This window comes from Pseudomonas sp. GM_Psu_1, from assembly GCF_026544185.1.
Taxonomy (GTDB): domain Bacteria; phylum Pseudomonadota; class Gammaproteobacteria; order Pseudomonadales; family Pseudomonadaceae; genus Chryseomonas; species Chryseomonas oryzihabitans.
This window is the reverse complement of sequence record NZ_JALNUX010000003.1, coordinates 123,091-141,919: the sequence shown is the minus strand read 5'-3', so window position 1 is coordinate 141,919 and position 18,829 is coordinate 123,091. Positions and strand designations below refer to the sequence as shown.

The following is an 18,829-nucleotide window of genomic DNA, read 5'->3' as shown; positions in this document are numbered from 1 at the left end:
AGCCGCAACATCTGCCCACAGCCAGGCCGCGGCAGTACGAATGCACGCCAGGCGCCGCGCTGATATACTCCGCCGACTGACGGGTCGCTGCAGGCCCTGCCGGTTCCGCTGGCTGTATCGGCCGATCCCGCAATTTCCGCAGCGACGCTTTGTCGCATCGCACGTCCATCGCCGCCGCGCCTGTCGCGCGGCCCGATAACGCCTTCTTGGGGCGTCTATCGACTCAAGGGTCGATCCTCGCTCGCCCGGCTTCGCGCCACAGCTGTGATAAAGAGGAGTTAAAGCAAGACATGTCCACCACGTCGAAGATCATCTACACCCTGACCGACGAAGCGCCCGCCCTGGCGACCTATTCGCTGCTACCCATCGTCGAGGCCATCACCGCCTCCTCCGGCGTCGCCCTCGAAACCCGTGACATCTCCCTTGCCGGCCGCATCATCGCCCTCTTCCCCGAGTACCTGAAGGAAGAGCAGCGCATCTCCGACCACCTCGCCGAACTCGGCGAACTGGCCACCACTCCCGAAGCCAACATCATCAAGCTGCCCAACATCAGCGCCTCGGTCCCGCAGCTCAAGGCGGCGATCAAGGAACTGCAGGGTCAGGGCTACGCGCTGCCGGACTATCCGGACGAGCCCAAGGACGACAAGGAAAAGGAAAAGGACGTCAAGGCGCGTTACGACAAGGTCAAGGGCAGCGCCGTGAACCCGGTCCTGCGCGAAGGCAACTCCGACCGCCGCGCGCCGCTGTCGGTCAAGAACTACGCCCGCAAGCACCCCCATCGCATGGGTGCCTGGAGCGCCGACTCCAAGTCCCACGTCGCCCACATGGACGCCCATGACTTCTATGGCAGCGAGCGCTCGGCCACCATCGAGAACGCCGGCAGCCTGAAGATCGAACTGATCGGCAAGGACGGCAGCAGCAAGGTCCTGAAAGAGAAGACCGCGGTCAAGGCCGGCGAGATCGTCGACGCCTCGACCATGAGCCGCAAGGCCCTGCAGAGCTTCATCGCCGCCCAGATCGAAGACGCCAAGGCCCAGGGCGTGCTGTTCTCCGTGCACCTGAAGGCCACCATGATGAAGGTCTCCGACCCCATCATGTTCGGCATCATCGTCGGCGAGTTCTACAAGGACGTCCTGGCCAAACACGAAGCCGCCCTGAAAGAAGCCGGCTTCGATCGCAACAACGGCATCGGCGACCTCTACGCCCGCCTGTCCAGCCTGCCGGAAGCCACCCAGGCCGCCATCAAGGCCGATTTCGACGCCCAGTACGCCCAGCGCCCGGCGCTGGCCATGGTCAATTCCGACAAGGGCATCACCAACCTGCACGTGCCAAGCGACGTCATCGTCGACGCCTCCATGCCGGCCATGATCCGTGACTCCGGCAAGATGTGGAACGCCGAAGGCAACCTGCAGGACACCAAGGCCATCATCCCCGACCGCTGCTATGCCGGCGTCTACCAGGTGGTGATCGAGGACTGCAAGCAGCACGGCGCCTTCAACCCCAGCACCATGGGCAGCGTGCCCAACGTCGGTCTGATGGCGCAGAAGGCCGAGGAATACGGCTCCCACGACAAGACCTTCCAGATCCCCACCGACGGCACCGTGCGCGTGACCGACGACCAGGGCAAGGTGGTCTTCGAGCATCCGGTCGAGGCCGGTGACATCTGGCGCATGTGCCAGACCAAGGACGCGCCGATCCAGGACTGGGTCAAACTGGCCGTCAACCGCGCTCGTGCCAGCAACACCCCGGCCATCTTCTGGCTGGACCAGAATCGCGCCCACGACGCCCAGGTCATCGCCAAGGTCGAGCGCTACCTCAAGGACCACGACACCAACGGTCTGGACATCCGTGTCCTGGCGCCCGAGGAAGCCACCCGCGTGTCCCTGGAGCGCATCCGCAAGGGCGAGGACACCATCTCGGTAACCGGTAACGTCCTGCGCGACTACCTGACCGACCTCTTCCCCATCATGGAACTGGGCACCAGCGCCAAGATGCTGTCCATCGTCCCGCTGATGAACGGCGGCGGCCTGTTCGAGACCGGTGCCGGCGGCTCCGCGCCCAAGCACGTCCAGCAGTTCGTGCAGGAAAACCACCTGCGCTGGGATTCCCTGGGCGAGTTCCTGGCCCTGGCCGAATCCCTGAACCACCTGGGCGAGACCACCGGCAACGCCAAGGCCAAGATCCTGGCCAAGACCCTGGATCAGGCCAACGGCAAGTTCCTCGACAGCAACAAGTCGCCGTCGCGCAAGGCCGGTGAACTGGACAACCGCGGCAGCCACTTCTACCTGGCGCTGTACTGGATCCAGGCCCTGGCCGAGCAGAGCGAAGACGCCCAGCTCAAGGCCCAGTTCGAGCCGGTGGCCAAGTCGCTGACCGCCGACGAAGCCAAGGTGGTCGCCGAGCTGAATGGCGTCCAGGGCCAGGCCGTTGACATCGGTGGCTACTACCACCCCGACCAGGCCAAGACCCGCCAGGCCATGCGTCCGAGCGCCACGCTCAACGCCGCCCTGGAACAGCTCAAGGGCTGAACCTGAGGGCTGCGCCCGCAGCCTGAATGGCTGATCACAGCGAACCCCGGCCCCGGCCGGGGTTCGCTGCATTTGGGGCACGCAAAGCTTAAGGCGTATACTGCGCGATTACCGATAGCGGAGTCCGAGATGGATTGGCACGCCCACGTCACCGTGGCCACCGTGGTGGAAGACGCCGGTCGCTTCCTGCTGGTGGAAGAAGAGAAGCAGGGTCGCCTGGTGCTCAACCAGCCGGCCGGGCACCTGGAGCCGGGCGAGAGCCTGATCGAGGCGGCGCGGCGCGAAACCCTGGAAGAAACCGCCTGGCAGGTGGAGATCCTGGGCGTGATCGGCATCGGCCTCTATGTCGCCCCGGCCAATGGCGTCACCTACTATCGCACGGCCTTCCATGCCCGCCCCCTGGCCCACCAGCCGGAGCGCGCCCTGGATGCCGACATCACCCGCGCGGTGTGGCTGACCCTCGACGAGATCCGCGCTGAGCAGGCCCGGCTGCGCAGCCCCCTGGTCCTGGACGCCATCGAGAAATACCTGGACGGGCACCGCTATCCCCTGTCGATGATCGTAGATATGAGAGGTTTTTGAAGTGAACGGCACCCGCGTCATCGTCGGCATGTCCGGCGGAGTGGATTCCTCGGTCTCGGCCCTCTTGCTCAAGGAGCAGGGCTATCAGGTCGAGGGCCTGTTCATGAAGAACTGGGACGAGGATGACGGCACCGAGTACTGCACGGCCAAGGAAGACCTCGCCGATGCCCAGGCGGTCTGCGACCGCATCGGCATCAAGCTGCACACGGCCAACTTCGCCGCCGAGTACTGGGATCACGTCTTCGAGCACTTCCTCGCCGAATACAAGGCCGGCCGGACGCCGAATCCGGACATCCTCTGCAACCGCGAGATCAAGTTCAAGGCCTTCCTCGACTATGCCCTGGCCCTGGGCGCCGACCTGATCGCCACCGGCCACTATGTGCGCCGTCGCGACGTCGACGGCCAGACCCTGCTGCTCAAGGGGCTGGACGCCAACAAGGACCAGAGCTATTTCCTCCACGCCGTGGGCGGCGAGCAGCTGGCGCGCACCCTCTTCCCGGTGGGCGAACTGGAAAAGCCCGAGGTCCGTGCCATCGCCGAGCTGCATGGCCTGGCCACCGCGCGCAAGAAGGACTCCACCGGCATCTGCTTTATCGGCGAGCGTCGCTTCAGCGACTTCCTCAAGCAGTACCTGCCGGCGCAGCCGGGCGACATCGAGACCACCACCGGCGAGGTCATCGGCCGCCACCACGGCCTGATGTACCACACCATCGGCCAGCGCCAGGGCCTGGGCATCGGCGGCATGAAGGACGCCGGTGACGATCCCTGGTACGTGCTGAGCAAGGACCTGACCCGCAACGTGCTGATCGTCGGCCAGGGCAATGCCCACCCCTGGCTGTTCGCCGAGGCCCTGACCGTCAGCGAGATGTTCTGGGTCAATGAGCTGGAGCTCGCCCAACCGCGCCGCCTCACCGCCAAGGTCCGCTATCGCCAGCAGGACCAGCCCTGCCAGATCGAGCGCCAGGGCGCCGGCTACCGGGTAGTCTTCGACGAACCCCAGCGCGCCGTGACCCCCGGCCAGTCGGTGGTCTTCTACGACGGCGACGTCTGCCTGGGCGGCGGCGTGATCGAACATTATCAACCCGCCTGCGCCGAGGCACCCGCCGCATGAATCGCACCCAGGAACAACTCATCGCCCTGGGCGGCGTCTTCCAGGCCGCCGTGCTGGTCGACCAGCTGGCACGTACCGGCCAGGTCGCGGAAGAACCCCTCGCCTGTCTGCTCGGCAGCCTGCTGGTGCGCGATCCGGGCAGCACCCTGGAGGTCTACGGCGGCCAGGTCGCGCCTCTGCGTGAGGGCCTCGGCGCGCTTTCCAGCACCCTGGAGCGCAACCCCAACAGCCTGCAGCGCGAGCCCCTGCGCTACGCCCTGGCGATGACCGCCCTGGAACGCAAGCTGGAGAAGCGCGGCGACCTGCTCGATCTCATCGGCCGGCGCCTCACCCAGATCCAGTCCCAGGTCGAGCACTTCGGGGTCGCTCACGAGAACGTCATCGCTGCCTGCGGGGGTCTCTACGAGGACACCCTGAGCACCTTCAAGCAGCGCATCCAGGTGCACGGCGAGATGCGCTACCTGCAGCAATCAGCAACCGCCTCGCGAGTGCGTGCCCTGCTGCTGGCCGGCATTCGCTCGGCCCGCCTGTGGCGCCAGCTCGGCGGTCACCGCTGGCAACTGGTGCTCAATCGCCGCAAGCTGCTCGACAACCTCTATCCCCTGCGCAACGGCTGATCCCGGACCGGCCGGCGGCGGTACTAAAGCCCCGGTCTTTGCGTGTAGAATTCCGCCCCTTTCTCCCCCGCTACCAAGAGAATGCCCATGCAGCTCTCCTCGCTCACCGCCGTATCGCCCATCGACGGCCGTTACGCCGGCAAGACCGCCGCCCTGCGCCCCATCTTCAGCGAATTCGGCCTGATCCGTTTCCGCGCCCAGGTCGAGGTCCGCTGGCTGCAGCGCCTGGCCGCCCACGCGGGCATTCCCGAGGTCGCGCCCTTCTCCGCCGAGGCCAATGCCCTGCTGGACAAGCTGGCCACCGAGTTCAGCGTCGAGCAGGCGCAGCGGGTCAAGGACATCGAGCGCACCACCAACCACGACGTCAAGGCCATCGAGTACCTGCTCAAGGAAGAGGTCGCCGGCCTGCCGGAACTGGCCGCGGTGAGTGAATTCATCCACTTCGCCTGCACCTCCGAGGACATCAACAACCTGTCCCACGCGCTGATGCTGCGCGAAGGCCGTGACCAGGTGCTGCTGCCGCTGATGCGCCAGATCGCCGGCGAGATCCGCGTGCTGGCCCATCGCTTCGCCGACGTGCCCATGCTCTCGCGCACCCACGGCCAGCCCGCCTCCCCCACCAGCCTGGGCAAGGAACTGGCCAACGTGGTCTATCGCCTGGAGCGCCAGATCGAGCAGATCGCCGCCATCCGCCCGCTGGGCAAGATGAACGGCGCGGTGGGCAACTACAACGCCCACCTGTCCGCCTACCCGGACGTCGATTGGGAGGCCAATGCGCGCACCTTCATCGAAGACGACCTCGGCCTGACCCTGAATCCCTACACCACCCAGATCGAGCCGCACGACTACATCGCCGAGCTGTTCGACGCCATCGCCCGCTTCAACACCATCCTGATCGACTTCGATCGGGACGTCTGGGGCTACATTTCCCTCGGCTACTTCAAGCAGAAGACCGTGGCCGGCGAGATCGGCTCTTCGACCATGCCGCACAAGGTCAACCCCATCGACTTCGAGAACTCCGAAGGCAACCTGGGCATCGCCAACGCCATCCTCCAGCACCTGGCCAGCAAGCTGCCGATCTCCCGCTGGCAGCGTGACCTGACCGACTCCACCGTGCTGCGCAACCTGGGCACCGGCCTGGCCCACGGCGTGATCGCCTACGAAGCCACCCTCAAGGGCATCGGCAAGCTGGAACTCAACGCCGCGCGCATCGCCGAAGACCTGGACGCCTGTTGGGAAGTCCTGGCCGAGCCGGTGCAGACCGTGATGCGCCGCTATGGCGTGGCCAACCCCTACGAGAAGCTCAAGGAGCTGACCCGCGGCAAGGGCATCAGCGCCAGCGCCCTGCAGGACTTCATCGACGGCCTGGAAATCCCTGAAGCCGCCAAGGCCGAACTGCGCCAGCTGACCCCGGCCGGCTATATCGGTAACGCTGCCGAGCAGGCCCGTCGGGTCTGAGGCTGCCTTCCTTTTTCACGCCCGGCCTCGCCGGGCGTTTTTCATTGCGCGAGGTGTGCATGAACCCGGATCAACCCCTGCAACTGCTCGGCGGCCTGACCGCCCGTGAATTCCTCCGCGACTACTGGCAGCAGAAACCCCTGCTGATCCGCCAGGCCATCCCGGATTTCCAGAGCCCCCTGGAACCGGACGAGCTGGCCGGCCTGTCGCTGGAAGAGGAAATCGAATCCCGCCTGATCATCGGCCAGGACCGCACCTGGGAGCTGCGCCGCGGCCCGCTGCCGGAAGACACCTTCGCCGGCCTGCCCGAGCGCGACTGGACCCTGCTGGTGCAATCGGTCGACCAGTTCGTCCCCGAGGTGGCCGAGGTGCTGGAGGCCTTCCGCTTCCTGCCCAGCTGGCGCGTGGACGACGTCATGATCAGCTACGCCGCCCCCGGTGGCGGTGTCGGCCCCCACTACGATCACTATGACGTCTTCCTGCTGCAGGGCCATGGCCGCCGTCGCTGGCGCATCGGTCAGCCGTGCACCGCCGACAGCCCGCTGATCGACGGCCTGGAGCTGAAGATCCTCGCCGACTTCCAGCAGACCGACGAATGGGTGCTGGAACCGGGCGACATGCTCTATCTGCCGCCGGGCCTGGCCCACGACGGCATCGCCGAAGACGAGTGCATGACCTACTCCATCGGCTTCCGCGCCCCCAGTGCCGGCGAGGTGCTCACCCACTTCACCGACTTCCTCAACCAGTTCATCCCCGAGGACGAGCGCTACAGCGACGCCGGCTGCGCCCCGGCCAGCGAGCATCCGGCGGAGATTCCGCCCGAGGCCATCGAGCGGCTGCGCGGCCTGATGGAGCGTCACCTGAGCGACGATCGCCTGCTGCTGGCCTGGTTCGGCCAGCACATGACCGAGCCGCGCTACCCGGAGCGCGTCGCCGGAGAAAACCTCAGCGCCAAGCAGCTGCGCAAGGAACTCGACGAAGGCGCCCTGCTGATGCGCAACCCCAGCGGCCGCATCGCCTGGAGTCGCCTGGAAGACGAGGTGATGGTCTTCGCCAGCGGCCAGAGCCGCCTGCTGCCCATGCGGCTGCAACCGCTGCTCGACCTGCTATGCTCGGCGGACGTCCTGCACGAGGCCAATCTCGCGCCCTGGCTGCAGGACGACGATGCCATGCGCCTGATCCGCGAACTGCTCCAGCAGGGCAGCCTGATCTTCGCCGGAGAAGACGACGACGAGTGATGGGGAGCCGCCGTGGACGAGTCCTTTACCGATCTGACCCTGGACGGATTGCCCGAACCCCAGCTCGGCCAGGACCTCGCCCTGCGCCTCGAAGGCCTGGACGCCCTGCGTGAGCACGGTGTCCGCCTCATCGGCCAAGCCAGCGGCCAGCTGAGCATCCAGACGCCCGACCTGGAAGCACCGCTCTACGACAATCTCGCCGTCGAGGCGGCGATCAAGCGTCTGCTGCTGGGCCATCCGCGGCATCAGGTCCGCATCCTCATCAACGACAGCGCCCTCGCCATGCGCCAGGGGCACCGACTCATCGCCCTGGCGCAACGCCTGACCAGCAATCTGTTGATCCGGCGGCCACCGGCCGATCAGCACCCGGAAGGCAGCTGCCTCATCGTCGACGACCAGGCCCTGCTGCGCCGCACGGGCAGTGCGCCCACCGGCTTCGTCCGCTACGGCGACCGCGCCGCCGTCAAGGTTCAGCAGCAGGTCTTCGATCGCCTCTGGGCCAGCAGCCAGCCGGATCAGGAATTGCGGAGGATGGTGCTGTGAAAGGTCTGCTGGCGTTCCTGTTGCTGCTGACGACCACCGCCTGGGCGGCGCCTCGTACCGAGGTCATACCCCTGCAATACCGCACCGCCGACGATCTGCTGCCTACCTTGCAAGCCGTCCTTGGCAGCGAAGGCAAGATCAACGTCTACGGCAATCAGCTGATCGTCAATGCCGAGCCGGCCAAGCTGGCCGAACTCAAGAGCCTGCTCGCCCAGCTGGACACCCAACCGCGGCGCCTGCTCATCACCCTGGCCACCCGCGCCGGCAGCTCGGGCGCCAGTCAGGGTTATTCGGTAAACGGCGACGTGCGTGCGCCCCAGGTACGCATCATCGAAGACAGCACCGACCAGAAGGAGGATGGCGCCCAGCGCGTCCAGGTCACCGAGGGCTATCCCGCCTTCATCCGCTTCGGTGAAGACGTCCCGGTGACCACCTACCAGACCTCGCCCTATAGTCAGAGCTACGCCCAGACCGATTATCGCCGCCTCGAACGGGGCTTTCAGGTCACCGCCCGCCTGAGCGGCAATCTGGTGCACCTGGACATCAGCAGCGTCGATGACCGGGCCGCCGCCATGCGTCCGGGCACGGTGCAGACCCAGAGCGCCGCTACCCGCATCAGCGGCCCCCTGGGCCAGTGGCTGGACCTGGGCGGCTTCCGGCAGCAGATCGAGGGCGACCAGAGCGGCCTTGTCCGCCACTACTCCACCGAAGGCCGTGACGACCGTCAGCTGAGCATCCGCGCCGATCTCATCGACTAGCAAACCGGCGAACGGCAGAACTCCTGCCGCGGCTGGCAATCTAGGACACAGGAACAGAAGGAAGTTATTTGAGAATAATTCTTATATTCATTCTCAAATAAACCGGAAGTTCTGTTTAGTTTGATTCAAAGCAGTCCAATAGAATCTTTTTGGACCAATAAATTTACAGAATGAATCGATAGAGCATAAAATCTGTCTGTCTTGCGACACCGTGTCGCACTGATAGCGCCTGATACCCAATAATTAAGGATTCAAAGCATGTCTGAGTCGATCAGCCTACTGACCCACAACTGGAGCTTCGCGGTATTTCTCCTGGGCGTGGTTGGTCTGATCGCCTTCATGCTCGGAGTCTCGAGCCTGCTCGGCAGCAAAGCCGTGGGCCGCAGCAAGAACGACCCCTTCGAGTCCGGCATCGTCCCCACCGGGGGTGCCCGTCTCCGTCTCTCTGCCAAGTTCTACCTGGTCGCGATGCTCTTCGTGATCTTCGACGTCGAAGCCCTCTTTCTCTTCGCCTGGTCGGTGTCCATCCGTGAATCGGGATGGGCCGGCTTCGTGGAAGCCTCCATTTTCATAGCAATTCTGTTGGCGGGTCTTGTCTACCTGTGGCGAATCGGAGCGCTCGATTGGGCGCCTGCGAGCCGTCGCGAGCGGCAGGCGAAGTCGAAACAATGAGGCTTTGGCAATGCAATACAATCTCACCCGGATCGATCCCGATGCGGCAGTAGACCGCTATCCGGCCGGCCAGCGGGAAACCGTGGCCGACCCCGTCGAAAGTCAGGTCAACCGCAGCATCTTCATGGGCAAGCTCGAAGATGTCCTGCGGGGCGCGGTCAATTGGGGGCGTAAGAACTCCCTGTGGCCGTACAACTTCGGCCTGTCCTGCTGCTATGTGGAAATGACCACCGCCTTCACGGCGCCCCACGACATCGCCCGCTTCGGCGCCGAAGTCATCCGGGCCTCGCCGCGTCAGGCCGACTTCATGGTCATCGCCGGCACCCCCTTCATGAAGATGGCCCCGGTCATCCAGCGCCTGTACGAACAGATGCTGGAACCCAAGTGGGTGATCTCCATGGGCGCCTGCGCCAACTCCGGCGGTATGTACGACATCTACTCGGTCGTTCAGGGCGTGGACAAGTTCCTGCCCGTCGACGTCTACGTGCCCGGCTGCCCGCCTCGCCCCGAAGCCTTCCTCCAGGGCCTGATGCTCCTGCAGGACTCCATCGGTGAAGAACGCCGCCCCCTTTCCTGGGTGGTGGGCGACCAGGGTATCTACCGCGCCGAGATGCCTTCGCAGCGCGAGCAGAACCGCGAGCGCCGCATCCAGGTCACCAACCTGCGCAGCCCAGACGAAGTGTAAGTCCCCTTCGGGACCTGCACGCTGACGACGATCGATTAGCGACGGAACATCATGACCGCAGACACCGCTCTGTCCGCCTCTGCGCTCGCCCCTGCCGGCGAAGCGTCGGTGGTTGGCGAACTCCAGGGCCAATTCGGCGCCGACGCCCTGACCCTGCAAGACACCCGTACCGGCATGCCGGTGATCTGGGTGGCACGCGAACGAATCATCGAAGTACTGCGCTTCCTGCGCAATCTGCCCCGCCCCTACGTCATGCTCTATGACCTGCATGGCGTGGACGAGCGGCTGCGGACCCACCGCCGCGGCTTGCCCAACGCGGACTTCACCGTTTTCTACCACCTGCTGTCCATAGACCGTAACAGCGATGTGATGCTCAAGGTGGCCCTGTCCGCCAACGACCTGCGCCTGCCCACCGCCACCGGCATCTTCCCCAACGCCAACTGGTACGAGCGGGAAGTGCTGGACATGTACGGCATCCACTTCGACGGACACCCGCTGCCCAAGCGCATGCTGATGGCCGACAACTGGCAGGGTCATCCGCTGCGCAAGGACTATCCGGCGCGCGCGACCGAGTTCGATCCCTATGCGCTGAACGCCGCCAAGCAGGATCTCGAACAGGAAACCCTGAGATTCAAGCCCGAGGAATGGGGCATGAAGGAGCATGCGGAGAATTCCGACTTCATGTTCCTCAACCTGGGTCCGAACCACCCCTCCGCCCACGGTGCCTTCCGCATCATCCTGCAGCTGGACGGCGAAGAGATCGTCGACTGCGTGCCGGAGATCGGCTACCACCACCGCGGCGCCGAGAAGATGGCCGAGCGCCAGTCCTGGCACAGCTACATCCCCTACACCGACCGGATCGACTACCTGGGTGGGGTGATGAACAACCTGCCCTACGTCCTCTCGGTGGAAAAGCTCGCCGGCATCAAGGTGCCGTCGCGGGTCGACTTCATCCGCGTGATGATGGCCGAGTTCTTCCGCATCAACAGTCACCTGCTGTACCTGGGTACCTATATCCAGGACGTCGGTGCCATGACCCCGGTGTTCTTTACCTTCACCGACCGTCAGCGCGCCTACAAGGTGATCGAAGCCATCACCGGCTTCCGCATGCACCCCGCCTGGTTCCGCATCGGCGGCGTCGCCCATGACCTGCCACGTGGCTGGGACAAGCTGGTCCGCGAATTCCTCGATTGGATGCCCAAGCGTCTGGACGAGTACGAAAAGGCCGCGATGAAGAACAGCATCCTCATCGGCCGGACCAAGAACGTCGCCGTCTACAACACCAAGGAAGCCCTCGAGTGGGGCGTCACCGGTCCCAACCTGCGCGCGACCGGTCTGGACTTCGACCTGCGCAAGGCCCGCCCCTACTCCGGTTACGAGAACTTCGAATTCGAAGTGCCCATCGCCCACAACGGCGACTGCTACGACCGCGGCATGCTGCGCGTCGAGGAGATGCGCCAGAGCCTGCGCATCATCGAGCAGTGCCTGCAGCACATGCCCGAAGGCCCGTACAAGGCGGATCACCCGCTGACCACGCCGCCGCCCAAGGAGCGCACCCTGCAGCACATCGAGACCCTGATCACCCACTTCCTGCAAGTGTCCTGGGGTCCGGTGATGCCGGCCGGCGAAGCCTTCCAGATGATCGAGGCGACCAAGGGCGCCAACAGCTATTACCTGACGAGCGATGGCAGCACCATGAGCTACCGCACCCGCATCCGGACGCCGAGCTTCCCGCACCTGCAGCAGATCCCGGCCGTCATCCGCGGCAGCATGGTGTCCGACCTGATTGCCTACCTGGGCAGTATCGACTTCGTCATGGCCGACGTGGACCGCTGAGCATGAGCACCGAAACCCTGATCCAAACCGACCGTTTCGTCCTGAGCGAAACCGAGCGCTCGGCCATCGAGCACGAGATGCACCACTACGAGGACCCGCGCGCGGCGTCCATCGAGGCCCTGAAGATCGTCCAGAAGGAACGTGGCTGGGTGCCGGACGGCGCCATCTACGCCATCGGCGAAGTGCTGGGCATTCCCGCCAGCGACGTCGAGGGCGTGGCCACCTTCTACAGCCAGATCTTTCGCGTACCGGTCGGCCGCCACATCATCCGGGTGTGCGACAGCATGACCTGCTACATCGGCGGCCACGAATCCGTGGTCGGCGAGATCCAGCGCCAGCTGGGCATCGGCCTGGGCCAGACCACCGCCGACAGCCGCTTCACCCTGCTGCCGGTCTGCTGCCTGGGCAATTGCGACAAGGCCCCGGCGCTGATGATCGACGACGACACCCATGGCGATGTCCAACCCGCGGGCGTGGCCAAACTGCTGGAGGGATACGCATGAGACTGACCTCCTTCGGGCCTGCCAACAGCATCGCCCGTACCCCCGAGACCCACCCCCTGACCTGGCGCCTGCGTGAAGACGGCGCTCCGGTCTGGCTGGAGGAATACCAGGCGAAGGACGGCTATGCCGCGGCGCGCAAGGCGCTGACCGAGCTGGCCCCCGATGCCATCGTCCAGGAAGTCAAGGACTCCGGCCTCAAGGGCCGCGGCGGCGCGGGTTTCCCCACCGGCGTGAAGTGGGGCCTGATGCCCAAGGACGAATCCCTCGATATCCGCTACCTGCTGTGCAACGCGGACGAGATGGAACCCAACACCTGGAAGGACCGCCTGCTCATGGAGCAGCTGCCGCACCTGCTGGTGGAAGGCATGCTGATCAGTGCCCGGGCGCTCAAGGCCTATCGCGGCTACATCTTCCTGCGCGGCGAATACGTCGACGCCGCCGCCAACCTGCGGCGCGCGGTGGAGGAAGCCAAGGCGGCCGGCCTGCTGGGCAAGAACATCCTCGGTAGCGGCTTCGACTTCGAGCTGTTCGTCCACACCGGCGCCGGTCGCTACATCTGTGGCGAAGAGACCGCGCTGATCAACTCCCTGGAAGGCCGCCGCGCCAACCCGCGCTCCAAGCCGCCCTTCCCCGCCGCCGTCGGCGTCTGGGGCAAGCCGACCTGCGTCAACAACGTCGAGACCCTGTGCAACGTGCCGGGCATCGTCGCGGGCGGCGTCGACTGGTACAAGAGCCTGGCTCGCGAAGGCAGCGAAGACATGGGCACCAAGCTCATGGGCTTCTCCGGCAAGGTGAAGAACCCTGGCGTCTGGGAATTGCCCTTCGGCATCACCGCCCAGGAGCTGTTCGAGGACTACGCCGGCGGCATGCGCGACGGCTTCAAGCTCAAGTGCTGGCAGCCCGGTGGCGCCGGTACCGGCTTCCTGCTGCCCGAGCACCTCTCGGCGCAGATGTACGCCGGCGGCATCGGCAAGGTCGGCACCCGCATGGGTACCGGTCTGGCCCTGGCCGTGGACGACAGCGTCAACATGGTCTCGCTGCTGCGCAACATGGAAGAATTCTTCGCCCGGGAATCCTGCGGCTGGTGCACCCCCTGCCGCGACGGCCTGCCCTGGAGCGTCAAGCTCCTGCGCAGCCTGGAGAAGGGCGAGGGGCAGCAGGGCGATCTGGACACCCTGCTGCAGCTGGTCAACTTCCTCGGCCCGGGCAAGACGTTCTGTGCCCACGCACCGGGTGCCGTCGAGCCCCTGGGTAGTGCCATCAAGTATTTCCGCGAAGAGTTCGAGGCCGGTGTGCGCAAGGCGCCCAGCGAGCCGCGACCGACTGCTTCGGCGAGCGTGACCTGAGGATCGGCCCCCGCGGGGGCCGCTTCCATCGCTTTCTGGCCGGACCCGCTCCGGCCGGCGCTGCCTCTGGCGATCGCCAGGGCGGCGCGAACGTTTTCCCATTAGCCAGACCCGCCCTGCGCGGGTGAGAAGAAAACCCTATGGCCACTATCCACGTAGACGGCAAGACGTACGAGGTCGACGGGGCGGACAACCTCCTCGAAGCCTGCCTGTCCCTGGGGCTCGACATCCCCTATTTCTGCTGGCACCCGGCGCTGGGCAGCGTCGGCGCCTGCCGCCAGTGCGCGGTGAAGCAGTTCGCCGACGAGAACGACACCCGCGGGCGCCTGGTCATGTCCTGCATGACCCCGTCCAGCGACAAGACCTACATCTCCATCGAAGACGCTGAAGCCAAGGAATTCCGCAGCTCGGTCATCGAATGGCTGATGACCAACCATCCCCACGACTGTCCGGTCTGCGAAGAAGGCGGCCATTGCCACCTGCAGGACATGACGGTGATGACCGGCCACAACAAGCGCCGCTATCGCTTCACCAAGCGTACTCACCAGAACCAGGACCTCGGCCCGTTCGTCGCTCACGAGATGAACCGCTGCATCGCCTGCTATCGCTGCGTGCGCTACTACAAGGACTACGCCGGCGGTACCGACCTGGGCGTCTATGGCGCCCACGACAACGTCTATTTCGGCCGCGTCGAGGACGGTGCCCTGGAGAGCGAATTCTCCGGCAACCTGACCGAGGTCTGCCCCACCGGGGTGTTCACCGACAAGACCCACTCCGAGCGCTACAACCGCAAGTGGGACATGCAGTTCGCCCCGAGCATCTGCCATGGCTGCTCGTCGGGCTGCAACATCAGCCCCGGCGAGCGCTATGGCGAACTGCGCCGCATCGAGAACCGCTTCAACGGTTCGGTGAACCAGTATTTCCTCTGCGACCGTGGCCGCTTCGGCTATGGCTATGTCAATCGCAAGGATCGTCCGCGCCAGGCCCTGCTGAAAGATGGCAGCCTGGAAACCGGGATCGATGCCGCCCTGGATCGCGCCGCCCTGCTGCTGCGCGGCAAGAAGGTGATCGGCATCGGCTCGCCGCGTGCCAGCCTGGAAAGCAACCACGCCCTGCGCGAACTGGTCGGCGCCGAGAACTTCTACAGCGGCATGAGCGCCCGTGACCTGGCCAATGTGCGCCTGGTGCTGCAGGTGCTCAAGGACAGCCCCCTGCCCGTCCCGACACTGCGCGCCATGGAAAAGCACGACGCCGTCTTCGTCCTCGGCGAGGACCTGACCCAGACCGCGGCCCGCCTGGCGCTGTCCCTGCGGCAGTCCGTCAAGGGCAAGCCCGAGGCCATGGCCGCGGCGCAGAAGATCCAGCCCTGGCTCAACGCGGCCGTGCAGAATATCGGCCAGAGCGAGCGCAATCCGCTGTTCATCGCCAGCGTCGCCGCCACCCGCCTGGACGACGTCGCCGACGCCCGTCTGCATGGCTCGCCGCTGGAACTGGCCCGTTTCGGCCATGCCGTGGCCCATGCCATCGACGCCAGCGCCCCGGCCGTCGACGGCCTGAGCGACGAAGTCGCCGAGCAGGCGCGTCTGCTGGCCGAGACCCTGCTGGCGGCCGAACGTCCACTGGTGGTATCCGGTACCTCCCTGGGTGAACCGGCGCTGATCGAAGCCGCCGCCAACCTGGCCAAGGCTCTGGCCGCCAAGGGCAAGGCCGGCTCCCTGAGTCTGGTGGTGCCCGAAGCCAATAGCCTGGGTCTGGCGCTCTATGGCGGCGAGTCCGTCGAAGACGCCTTCGCGGCCCTGGAAAACGGCCAGGCCGATGCCCTGGTGGTGCTGGAGAACGACCTCTATCGCCGCGCCCCTGCCCAGCAGGTGGATCAGGCCCTGGCCCGCGCCCAGGTGCTGGTGGTGCTGGATCACCAGCGCACCGCCACCGCCCAGCGCGCCGATCTGGTGCTGCCGGCGGCGAGCTTCGCCGAAGGCGACGGTACCCTGGTCAGCCAGGAAGGTCGCGCCCAGCGCTTCTTCCAGGTCTATGAGCCGAGCTACTACGATCCCTCCAGCCTGGTCCGCGAAGGCTGGCGCTGGCTGCACGCCCTGCGCAACACCCTGGACAACCGTCCGGTGGACTGGACCCAGCTGGATCATGTCACCGACGCCGTGGCCACTGCCGCGCCGCAACTGGACGGCATCCGCGACGCCGCGCCCAACGCCAGCTTCCGGGTGAAGGGCCTCAAGCTCGCCCGCGAACCGCACCGCTACAGCGGCCGCACCTCCATGCGCGCCAACCTCAGCGTGCACGAGCCGCGCGCGCCCCAGGACGCCGACACCGCCTTCGCCTTCTCCATGGAAGGCTATGCCGGCAGCGCCGAGCCGCGTCAGCAGATCCCCTTCGCCTGGTCCCCGGGCTGGAACTCGCCCCAGGCCTGGAACAAGTTCCAGGACGAGGTCGGTGGTCATCTGCGCGCCGGCGATCCGGGCGTGCGCCTGATCGAGCCCCAGGGCGATCGCCTGAACTGGTTCGCCGTCCCGGCCGCCGCCGTGCGCGGTACCGCGTCCGGCTTCCAGGCCGTGCCGCTGTACCACCTGTTCGGCAGCGAAGAGACCTCTTCGCGCGCCGAGCCGGTGCGTGAGCGCATCCCGGCCGCCTACGTGGCGCTGGCCAAGGCCGATGCCGACCGCCTGGGCGTCAACGAAGGTGCCCTGCTGCGCCTGCAGGTCGCCGGTCAGGAATTGCGCCTGCCTCTGCAGATCAAGCCCGAGCTGTCCGCCGGCCTGGTCGGTCTGCCCGCCGGCTTCGAAGGGATTCCGGTGGACTTCGCCGGCCTCACCGTGGAAGGACTGCAGGAGGCCGCGGCATGACCTGGCTCACCCCCACCCTCATCGCCGTGGTGATCGGCGTCCTCAAGGCCATCGTCATCCTGCTGGCGGTGGTCATCTGCGGGGCGCTGCTGAGCTTCGTCGAACGGCGCCTGCTGGGTCTCTGGCAGGACCGCCACGGTCCCAACCGGGTCGGTCCCTTCGGCGCCTTCCAGCTGGGCGCCGACATGCTGAAGATGTTCTTCAAGGAGGACTGGACGCCCCCGTTCGCCGACAAGATGATCTTCGCCCTGGCACCGGTGATCGCCATGGGCTCGCTGCTGGTGGCCTTCTCGGTCATCCCGATCACCCCCACCTGGGGCGTGGCGGACCTGAACATCGGCCTGTTGTTCTTCTTTGCCATGGCCGGCGTCAACGTCTATGCGGTGCTCTTCGCCGGCTGGGCGAGCAACAATAAGTTCTCGCTGCTGGGCGCCATGCGCGCCTCGGCCCAGACCCTCTCCTACGAGGTGTTCATGGGTCTGTCGGTAATGGGCATCGTCGCGGTGACCGGCTCCTTCAACATGAGGGACATCGTCGAGGCGCAGCACCAGGGCTGGTGGTTCATCATTCCCCAGTTCTTCGGCTTCTGCACCTTCTTCATCGCCGGCATCGCCGTCACCCACCGTCACCCCTTCGATCAGCCGGAAGCCGAGCAGGAGCTCGCCGACGGTTACCACATTGAATACGCGGGCATGAAGTGGGGCATGTTCTTCGTCGGTGAGTACATCGGCATCGTGCTGATCTCGGCGCTGCTGGTGACCCTGTTCTTTGGCGGCTGGCACGGGCCCTTCCTGGATACCCTGCCCTGGCTGTCCTTTGTCTGGTTCGCCCTGAAGACCGCCTTCTTCATCATGATCTTCATCCTGTTGCGCGCGTCCCTTCCGCGTCCGCGCTACGACCAGGTAATGGCCTTCAGCTGGAAGTTCTGCCTGCCCCTGACCCTGATCAACCTGCTGGTGACCGGCGCGGTGGTGCTCTATAGCGCCACGCCGGCCATCGGCCAGTGAGGTATCCGTCATGATCAAGGAAATCCTGCACGTCCTGCATGGCACCTACACCCAGTTGCGCAGCGTGGTGATGGTCTTCGGCCACGCCTTCCGCAAGCGCGACACCCTGCAATACCCCGAGGAACCCGTGTACCTGCCGCCGCGCTACCGCGGCCGCATCGTGCTCACCCGTGACCCCGACGGCCAGGAGCGCTGCGTGGCGTGCAACCTGTGCGCCGTGGCCTGCCCGGTCGGCTGCATCTCGCTGCAGAAGACCGAAGCCGAAGACGGTCGCTGGTACCCCGAGTTCTTCCGCATCAACTTCTCGCGCTGCATCTTCTGCGGCATGTGCGAGGAGGCCTGCCCCACCACCGCTATCCAGCTGACCCCGGATTTCGAGATGTCCGAGTTCAAGCGCCAAGAGCTGGTGTACGAGAAGCAGGACCTGCTGATCTCGGGTCCGGGCAAGTATCCGGAATACAACTTCTACCGCGTGGCCGGCATGGCCATCGCGGGCAAGCCCAAGGGTGCCGCGCAGAGCGAGGCAGAGCCGATCAACGTGAAGAGCCTGCTGCCCTAAGGAGCTGTCGTGGAATTCGCCTTCTATTTCTCCGCTGGGGTGGCCGTCCTAGCCACCTTCCGGGTGATCACCAACACCAATCCGGTGCATGCGCTGCTGTACCTGATCATCTCGCTACTGGCCGTGTCCATGGTGTTCTTCGCCCTGGGCGCACCTTTCGCCGGGGCCCTGGAGATCATCGTCTACGCCGGCGCCATCATGGTGCTGTTCGTCTTCGTGGTGATGATGCTCAACCTCGGGCCAGTCGTCGCCGAGCAGGAGCGCAAGTGGCTGACCCCCAAGGTCTGGATCGGTCCGTCGATCCTCGCCGGTGCGCTGCTGGTGGAACTGCTGGTGGTGCTGTCGCGCACCCCGGGCGGCGCCGCCATTGGCCACACCTCGGTGGAAGCCAAGGCCGTGGGCATCAGCCTGTTCGGACCCTATCTGCTGGCGGTCGAACTGGCTTCCATGCTGTTGCTGGGTGCCCTGGTCGCGGCCTATCACCTGGGTCGCAGCGACGTCAAAGACGGGATCGGCGAGTGAGTCGCC

At 65.7% G+C, this 18,829-nt stretch carries 17 protein-coding genes; all 17 read left to right on the top strand.

Annotated features, from left to right (window positions below):
- Positions 1 to 290 precede the first annotated feature (290 nt).
- The 17 genes from OXS31_RS05765 (at position 291) to nuoJ (ending at position 18,823) form a co-directional block, all read left to right on the top strand.
- The gene (locus tag OXS31_RS05765) at positions 291 to 2,528 is read left to right on the top strand and encodes an NADP-dependent isocitrate dehydrogenase (RefSeq protein WP_267398297.1); all 2,238 of its coding nucleotides are present in this window, start codon (positions 291 to 293) and stop codon (positions 2,526 to 2,528) included.
- Between the two features lie 129 nt (positions 2,529 to 2,657).
- The gene (locus OXS31_RS05760; protein WP_007158878.1) at positions 2,658 to 3,110 is read left to right on the top strand and encodes an NUDIX hydrolase; all 453 of its coding nucleotides are present in this window, start codon (positions 2,658 to 2,660) and stop codon (positions 3,108 to 3,110) included.
- A 1-nt stretch (position 3,111) separates the two neighbouring features.
- On the top strand, positions 3,112 to 4,221 hold the full coding sequence (gene mnmA, locus OXS31_RS05755; protein ID WP_144959179.1) for a tRNA 2-thiouridine(34) synthase MnmA: 1,110 nt from the start codon (positions 3,112 to 3,114) through the stop codon (positions 4,219 to 4,221).
- Positions 4,218 to 4,838: a high frequency lysogenization protein HflD gene (hflD, locus tag OXS31_RS05750; RefSeq protein ID WP_007158880.1), complete on the top strand. Its 621-nt coding sequence runs from the start codon at positions 4,218 to 4,220 to the stop codon at positions 4,836 to 4,838. Before mnmA ends, hflD begins: the two co-directional genes overlap by 4 nt.
- 87 nt (positions 4,839 to 4,925) lie before the next feature.
- Positions 4,926 to 6,296, top strand: coding sequence for an adenylosuccinate lyase (purB, locus tag OXS31_RS05745; RefSeq protein WP_267398296.1), 1,371 nt, complete (start codon positions 4,926 to 4,928; stop codon positions 6,294 to 6,296).
- Between the two features lie 59 nt (positions 6,297 to 6,355).
- Positions 6,356 to 7,534: a cupin domain-containing protein gene (locus OXS31_RS05740; protein ID WP_044342796.1), complete on the top strand. Its 1,179-nt coding sequence runs from the start codon at positions 6,356 to 6,358 to the stop codon at positions 7,532 to 7,534.
- Between the two features lie 12 nt (positions 7,535 to 7,546).
- Positions 7,547 to 8,077, top strand: a complete 531-nt coding sequence (locus OXS31_RS05735; RefSeq protein WP_267398295.1) for a histone acetyltransferase HPA2 — start codon at positions 7,547 to 7,549, stop codon at positions 8,075 to 8,077.
- The gene (locus OXS31_RS05730; RefSeq protein ID WP_267398294.1) at positions 8,074 to 8,835 is read left to right on the top strand and encodes a secretin N-terminal domain-containing protein; all 762 of its coding nucleotides are present in this window, start codon (positions 8,074 to 8,076) and stop codon (positions 8,833 to 8,835) included. The genes OXS31_RS05735 and OXS31_RS05730 overlap by 4 nt, the downstream gene beginning before the upstream one ends.
- 258 nt (positions 8,836 to 9,093) lie before the next feature.
- Complete coding sequence (locus OXS31_RS05725; RefSeq protein WP_007158885.1) at positions 9,094 to 9,507, top strand: NADH-quinone oxidoreductase subunit A; 414 nt, start codon at positions 9,094 to 9,096, stop codon at positions 9,505 to 9,507.
- A gap of 10 nt (positions 9,508 to 9,517) precedes the next feature.
- Positions 9,518 to 10,192 (top strand): NADH-quinone oxidoreductase subunit B, encoded by a 675-nt coding sequence (locus OXS31_RS05720; protein ID WP_007158886.1) that lies wholly within the window; start codon positions 9,518 to 9,520, stop codon positions 10,190 to 10,192.
- Between the two features lie 51 nt (positions 10,193 to 10,243).
- Positions 10,244 to 12,028 carry an NADH-quinone oxidoreductase subunit C/D gene (gene nuoC, locus OXS31_RS05715; RefSeq protein WP_017642311.1) on the top strand — a complete coding sequence of 595 codons (1,785 nt, stop codon included), beginning with the start codon at positions 10,244 to 10,246 and terminating at the stop codon, positions 12,026 to 12,028.
- A 2-nt stretch (positions 12,029 to 12,030) separates the two neighbouring features.
- Positions 12,031 to 12,531 (top strand): NADH-quinone oxidoreductase subunit NuoE, encoded by a 501-nt coding sequence (nuoE, locus tag OXS31_RS05710; protein WP_007158888.1) that lies wholly within the window; start codon positions 12,031 to 12,033, stop codon positions 12,529 to 12,531.
- A complete protein-coding gene (gene nuoF / locus OXS31_RS05705; RefSeq protein WP_017642309.1) occupies positions 12,528 to 13,877 on the top strand; it encodes an NADH-quinone oxidoreductase subunit NuoF in 1,350 nt (449 codons plus the stop codon). Before nuoE ends, nuoF begins: the two co-directional genes overlap by 4 nt.
- 140 nt (positions 13,878 to 14,017) lie before the next feature.
- Positions 14,018 to 16,735, top strand: coding sequence for an NADH-quinone oxidoreductase subunit NuoG (gene nuoG, locus OXS31_RS05700; RefSeq protein ID WP_115945389.1), 2,718 nt, complete (start codon positions 14,018 to 14,020; stop codon positions 16,733 to 16,735).
- The gene (gene nuoH, locus OXS31_RS05695; protein WP_267398293.1) at positions 16,732 to 17,742 is read left to right on the top strand and encodes an NADH-quinone oxidoreductase subunit NuoH; all 1,011 of its coding nucleotides are present in this window, start codon (positions 16,732 to 16,734) and stop codon (positions 17,740 to 17,742) included. The genes nuoG and nuoH overlap by 4 nt, the downstream gene beginning before the upstream one ends.
- A 10-nt stretch (positions 17,743 to 17,752) precedes the next feature.
- Positions 17,753 to 18,301: an NADH-quinone oxidoreductase subunit NuoI gene (gene nuoI / locus OXS31_RS05690; RefSeq protein ID WP_007158892.1), complete on the top strand. Its 549-nt coding sequence runs from the start codon at positions 17,753 to 17,755 to the stop codon at positions 18,299 to 18,301.
- Positions 18,302 to 18,310: 9 nt separating this feature from the next.
- Complete coding sequence (gene nuoJ, locus OXS31_RS05685) at positions 18,311 to 18,823, top strand: NADH-quinone oxidoreductase subunit J (RefSeq protein WP_027599799.1); 513 nt, start codon at positions 18,311 to 18,313, stop codon at positions 18,821 to 18,823.
- The last annotated feature ends 6 nt before the right edge of the window (positions 18,824 to 18,829 follow it).

What these genes read in the sequence shown, in the direction of transcription:
- OXS31_RS05765 (WP_267398297.1), top strand. Translation starts at nt 291, where the DNA reads ATGTCCACCACGTCGAAGATCATCTACACCCTGACCGACGAAGCGCCC.
- OXS31_RS05760 (WP_007158878.1), top strand. Translation starts at nt 2,658, where the DNA reads ATGGATTGGCACGCCCACGTCACCGTGGCCACCGTGGTGGAAGACGCC.
- hflD (WP_007158880.1), top strand. Translation starts at nt 4,218, where the DNA reads ATGAATCGCACCCAGGAACAACTCATCGCCCTGGGCGGCGTCTTCCAG.
- purB (WP_267398296.1), top strand. Translation starts at nt 4,926, where the DNA reads ATGCAGCTCTCCTCGCTCACCGCCGTATCGCCCATCGACGGCCGTTAC.
- OXS31_RS05740 (WP_044342796.1), top strand. Translation starts at nt 6,356, where the DNA reads ATGAACCCGGATCAACCCCTGCAACTGCTCGGCGGCCTGACCGCCCGT.
- OXS31_RS05725 (WP_007158885.1), top strand. Translation starts at nt 9,094, where the DNA reads ATGTCTGAGTCGATCAGCCTACTGACCCACAACTGGAGCTTCGCGGTA.
- OXS31_RS05720 (WP_007158886.1), top strand. Translation starts at nt 9,518, where the DNA reads ATGCAATACAATCTCACCCGGATCGATCCCGATGCGGCAGTAGACCGC.
- nuoC (WP_017642311.1), top strand. Translation starts at nt 10,244, where the DNA reads ATGACCGCAGACACCGCTCTGTCCGCCTCTGCGCTCGCCCCTGCCGGC.
- nuoE (WP_007158888.1), top strand. Translation starts at nt 12,031, where the DNA reads ATGAGCACCGAAACCCTGATCCAAACCGACCGTTTCGTCCTGAGCGAA.
- nuoF (WP_017642309.1), top strand. Translation starts at nt 12,528, where the DNA reads ATGAGACTGACCTCCTTCGGGCCTGCCAACAGCATCGCCCGTACCCCC.
- nuoG (WP_115945389.1), top strand. Translation starts at nt 14,018, where the DNA reads ATGGCCACTATCCACGTAGACGGCAAGACGTACGAGGTCGACGGGGCG.
- nuoH (WP_267398293.1), top strand. Translation starts at nt 16,732, where the DNA reads ATGACCTGGCTCACCCCCACCCTCATCGCCGTGGTGATCGGCGTCCTC.
- nuoI (WP_007158892.1), top strand. Translation starts at nt 17,753, where the DNA reads ATGATCAAGGAAATCCTGCACGTCCTGCATGGCACCTACACCCAGTTG.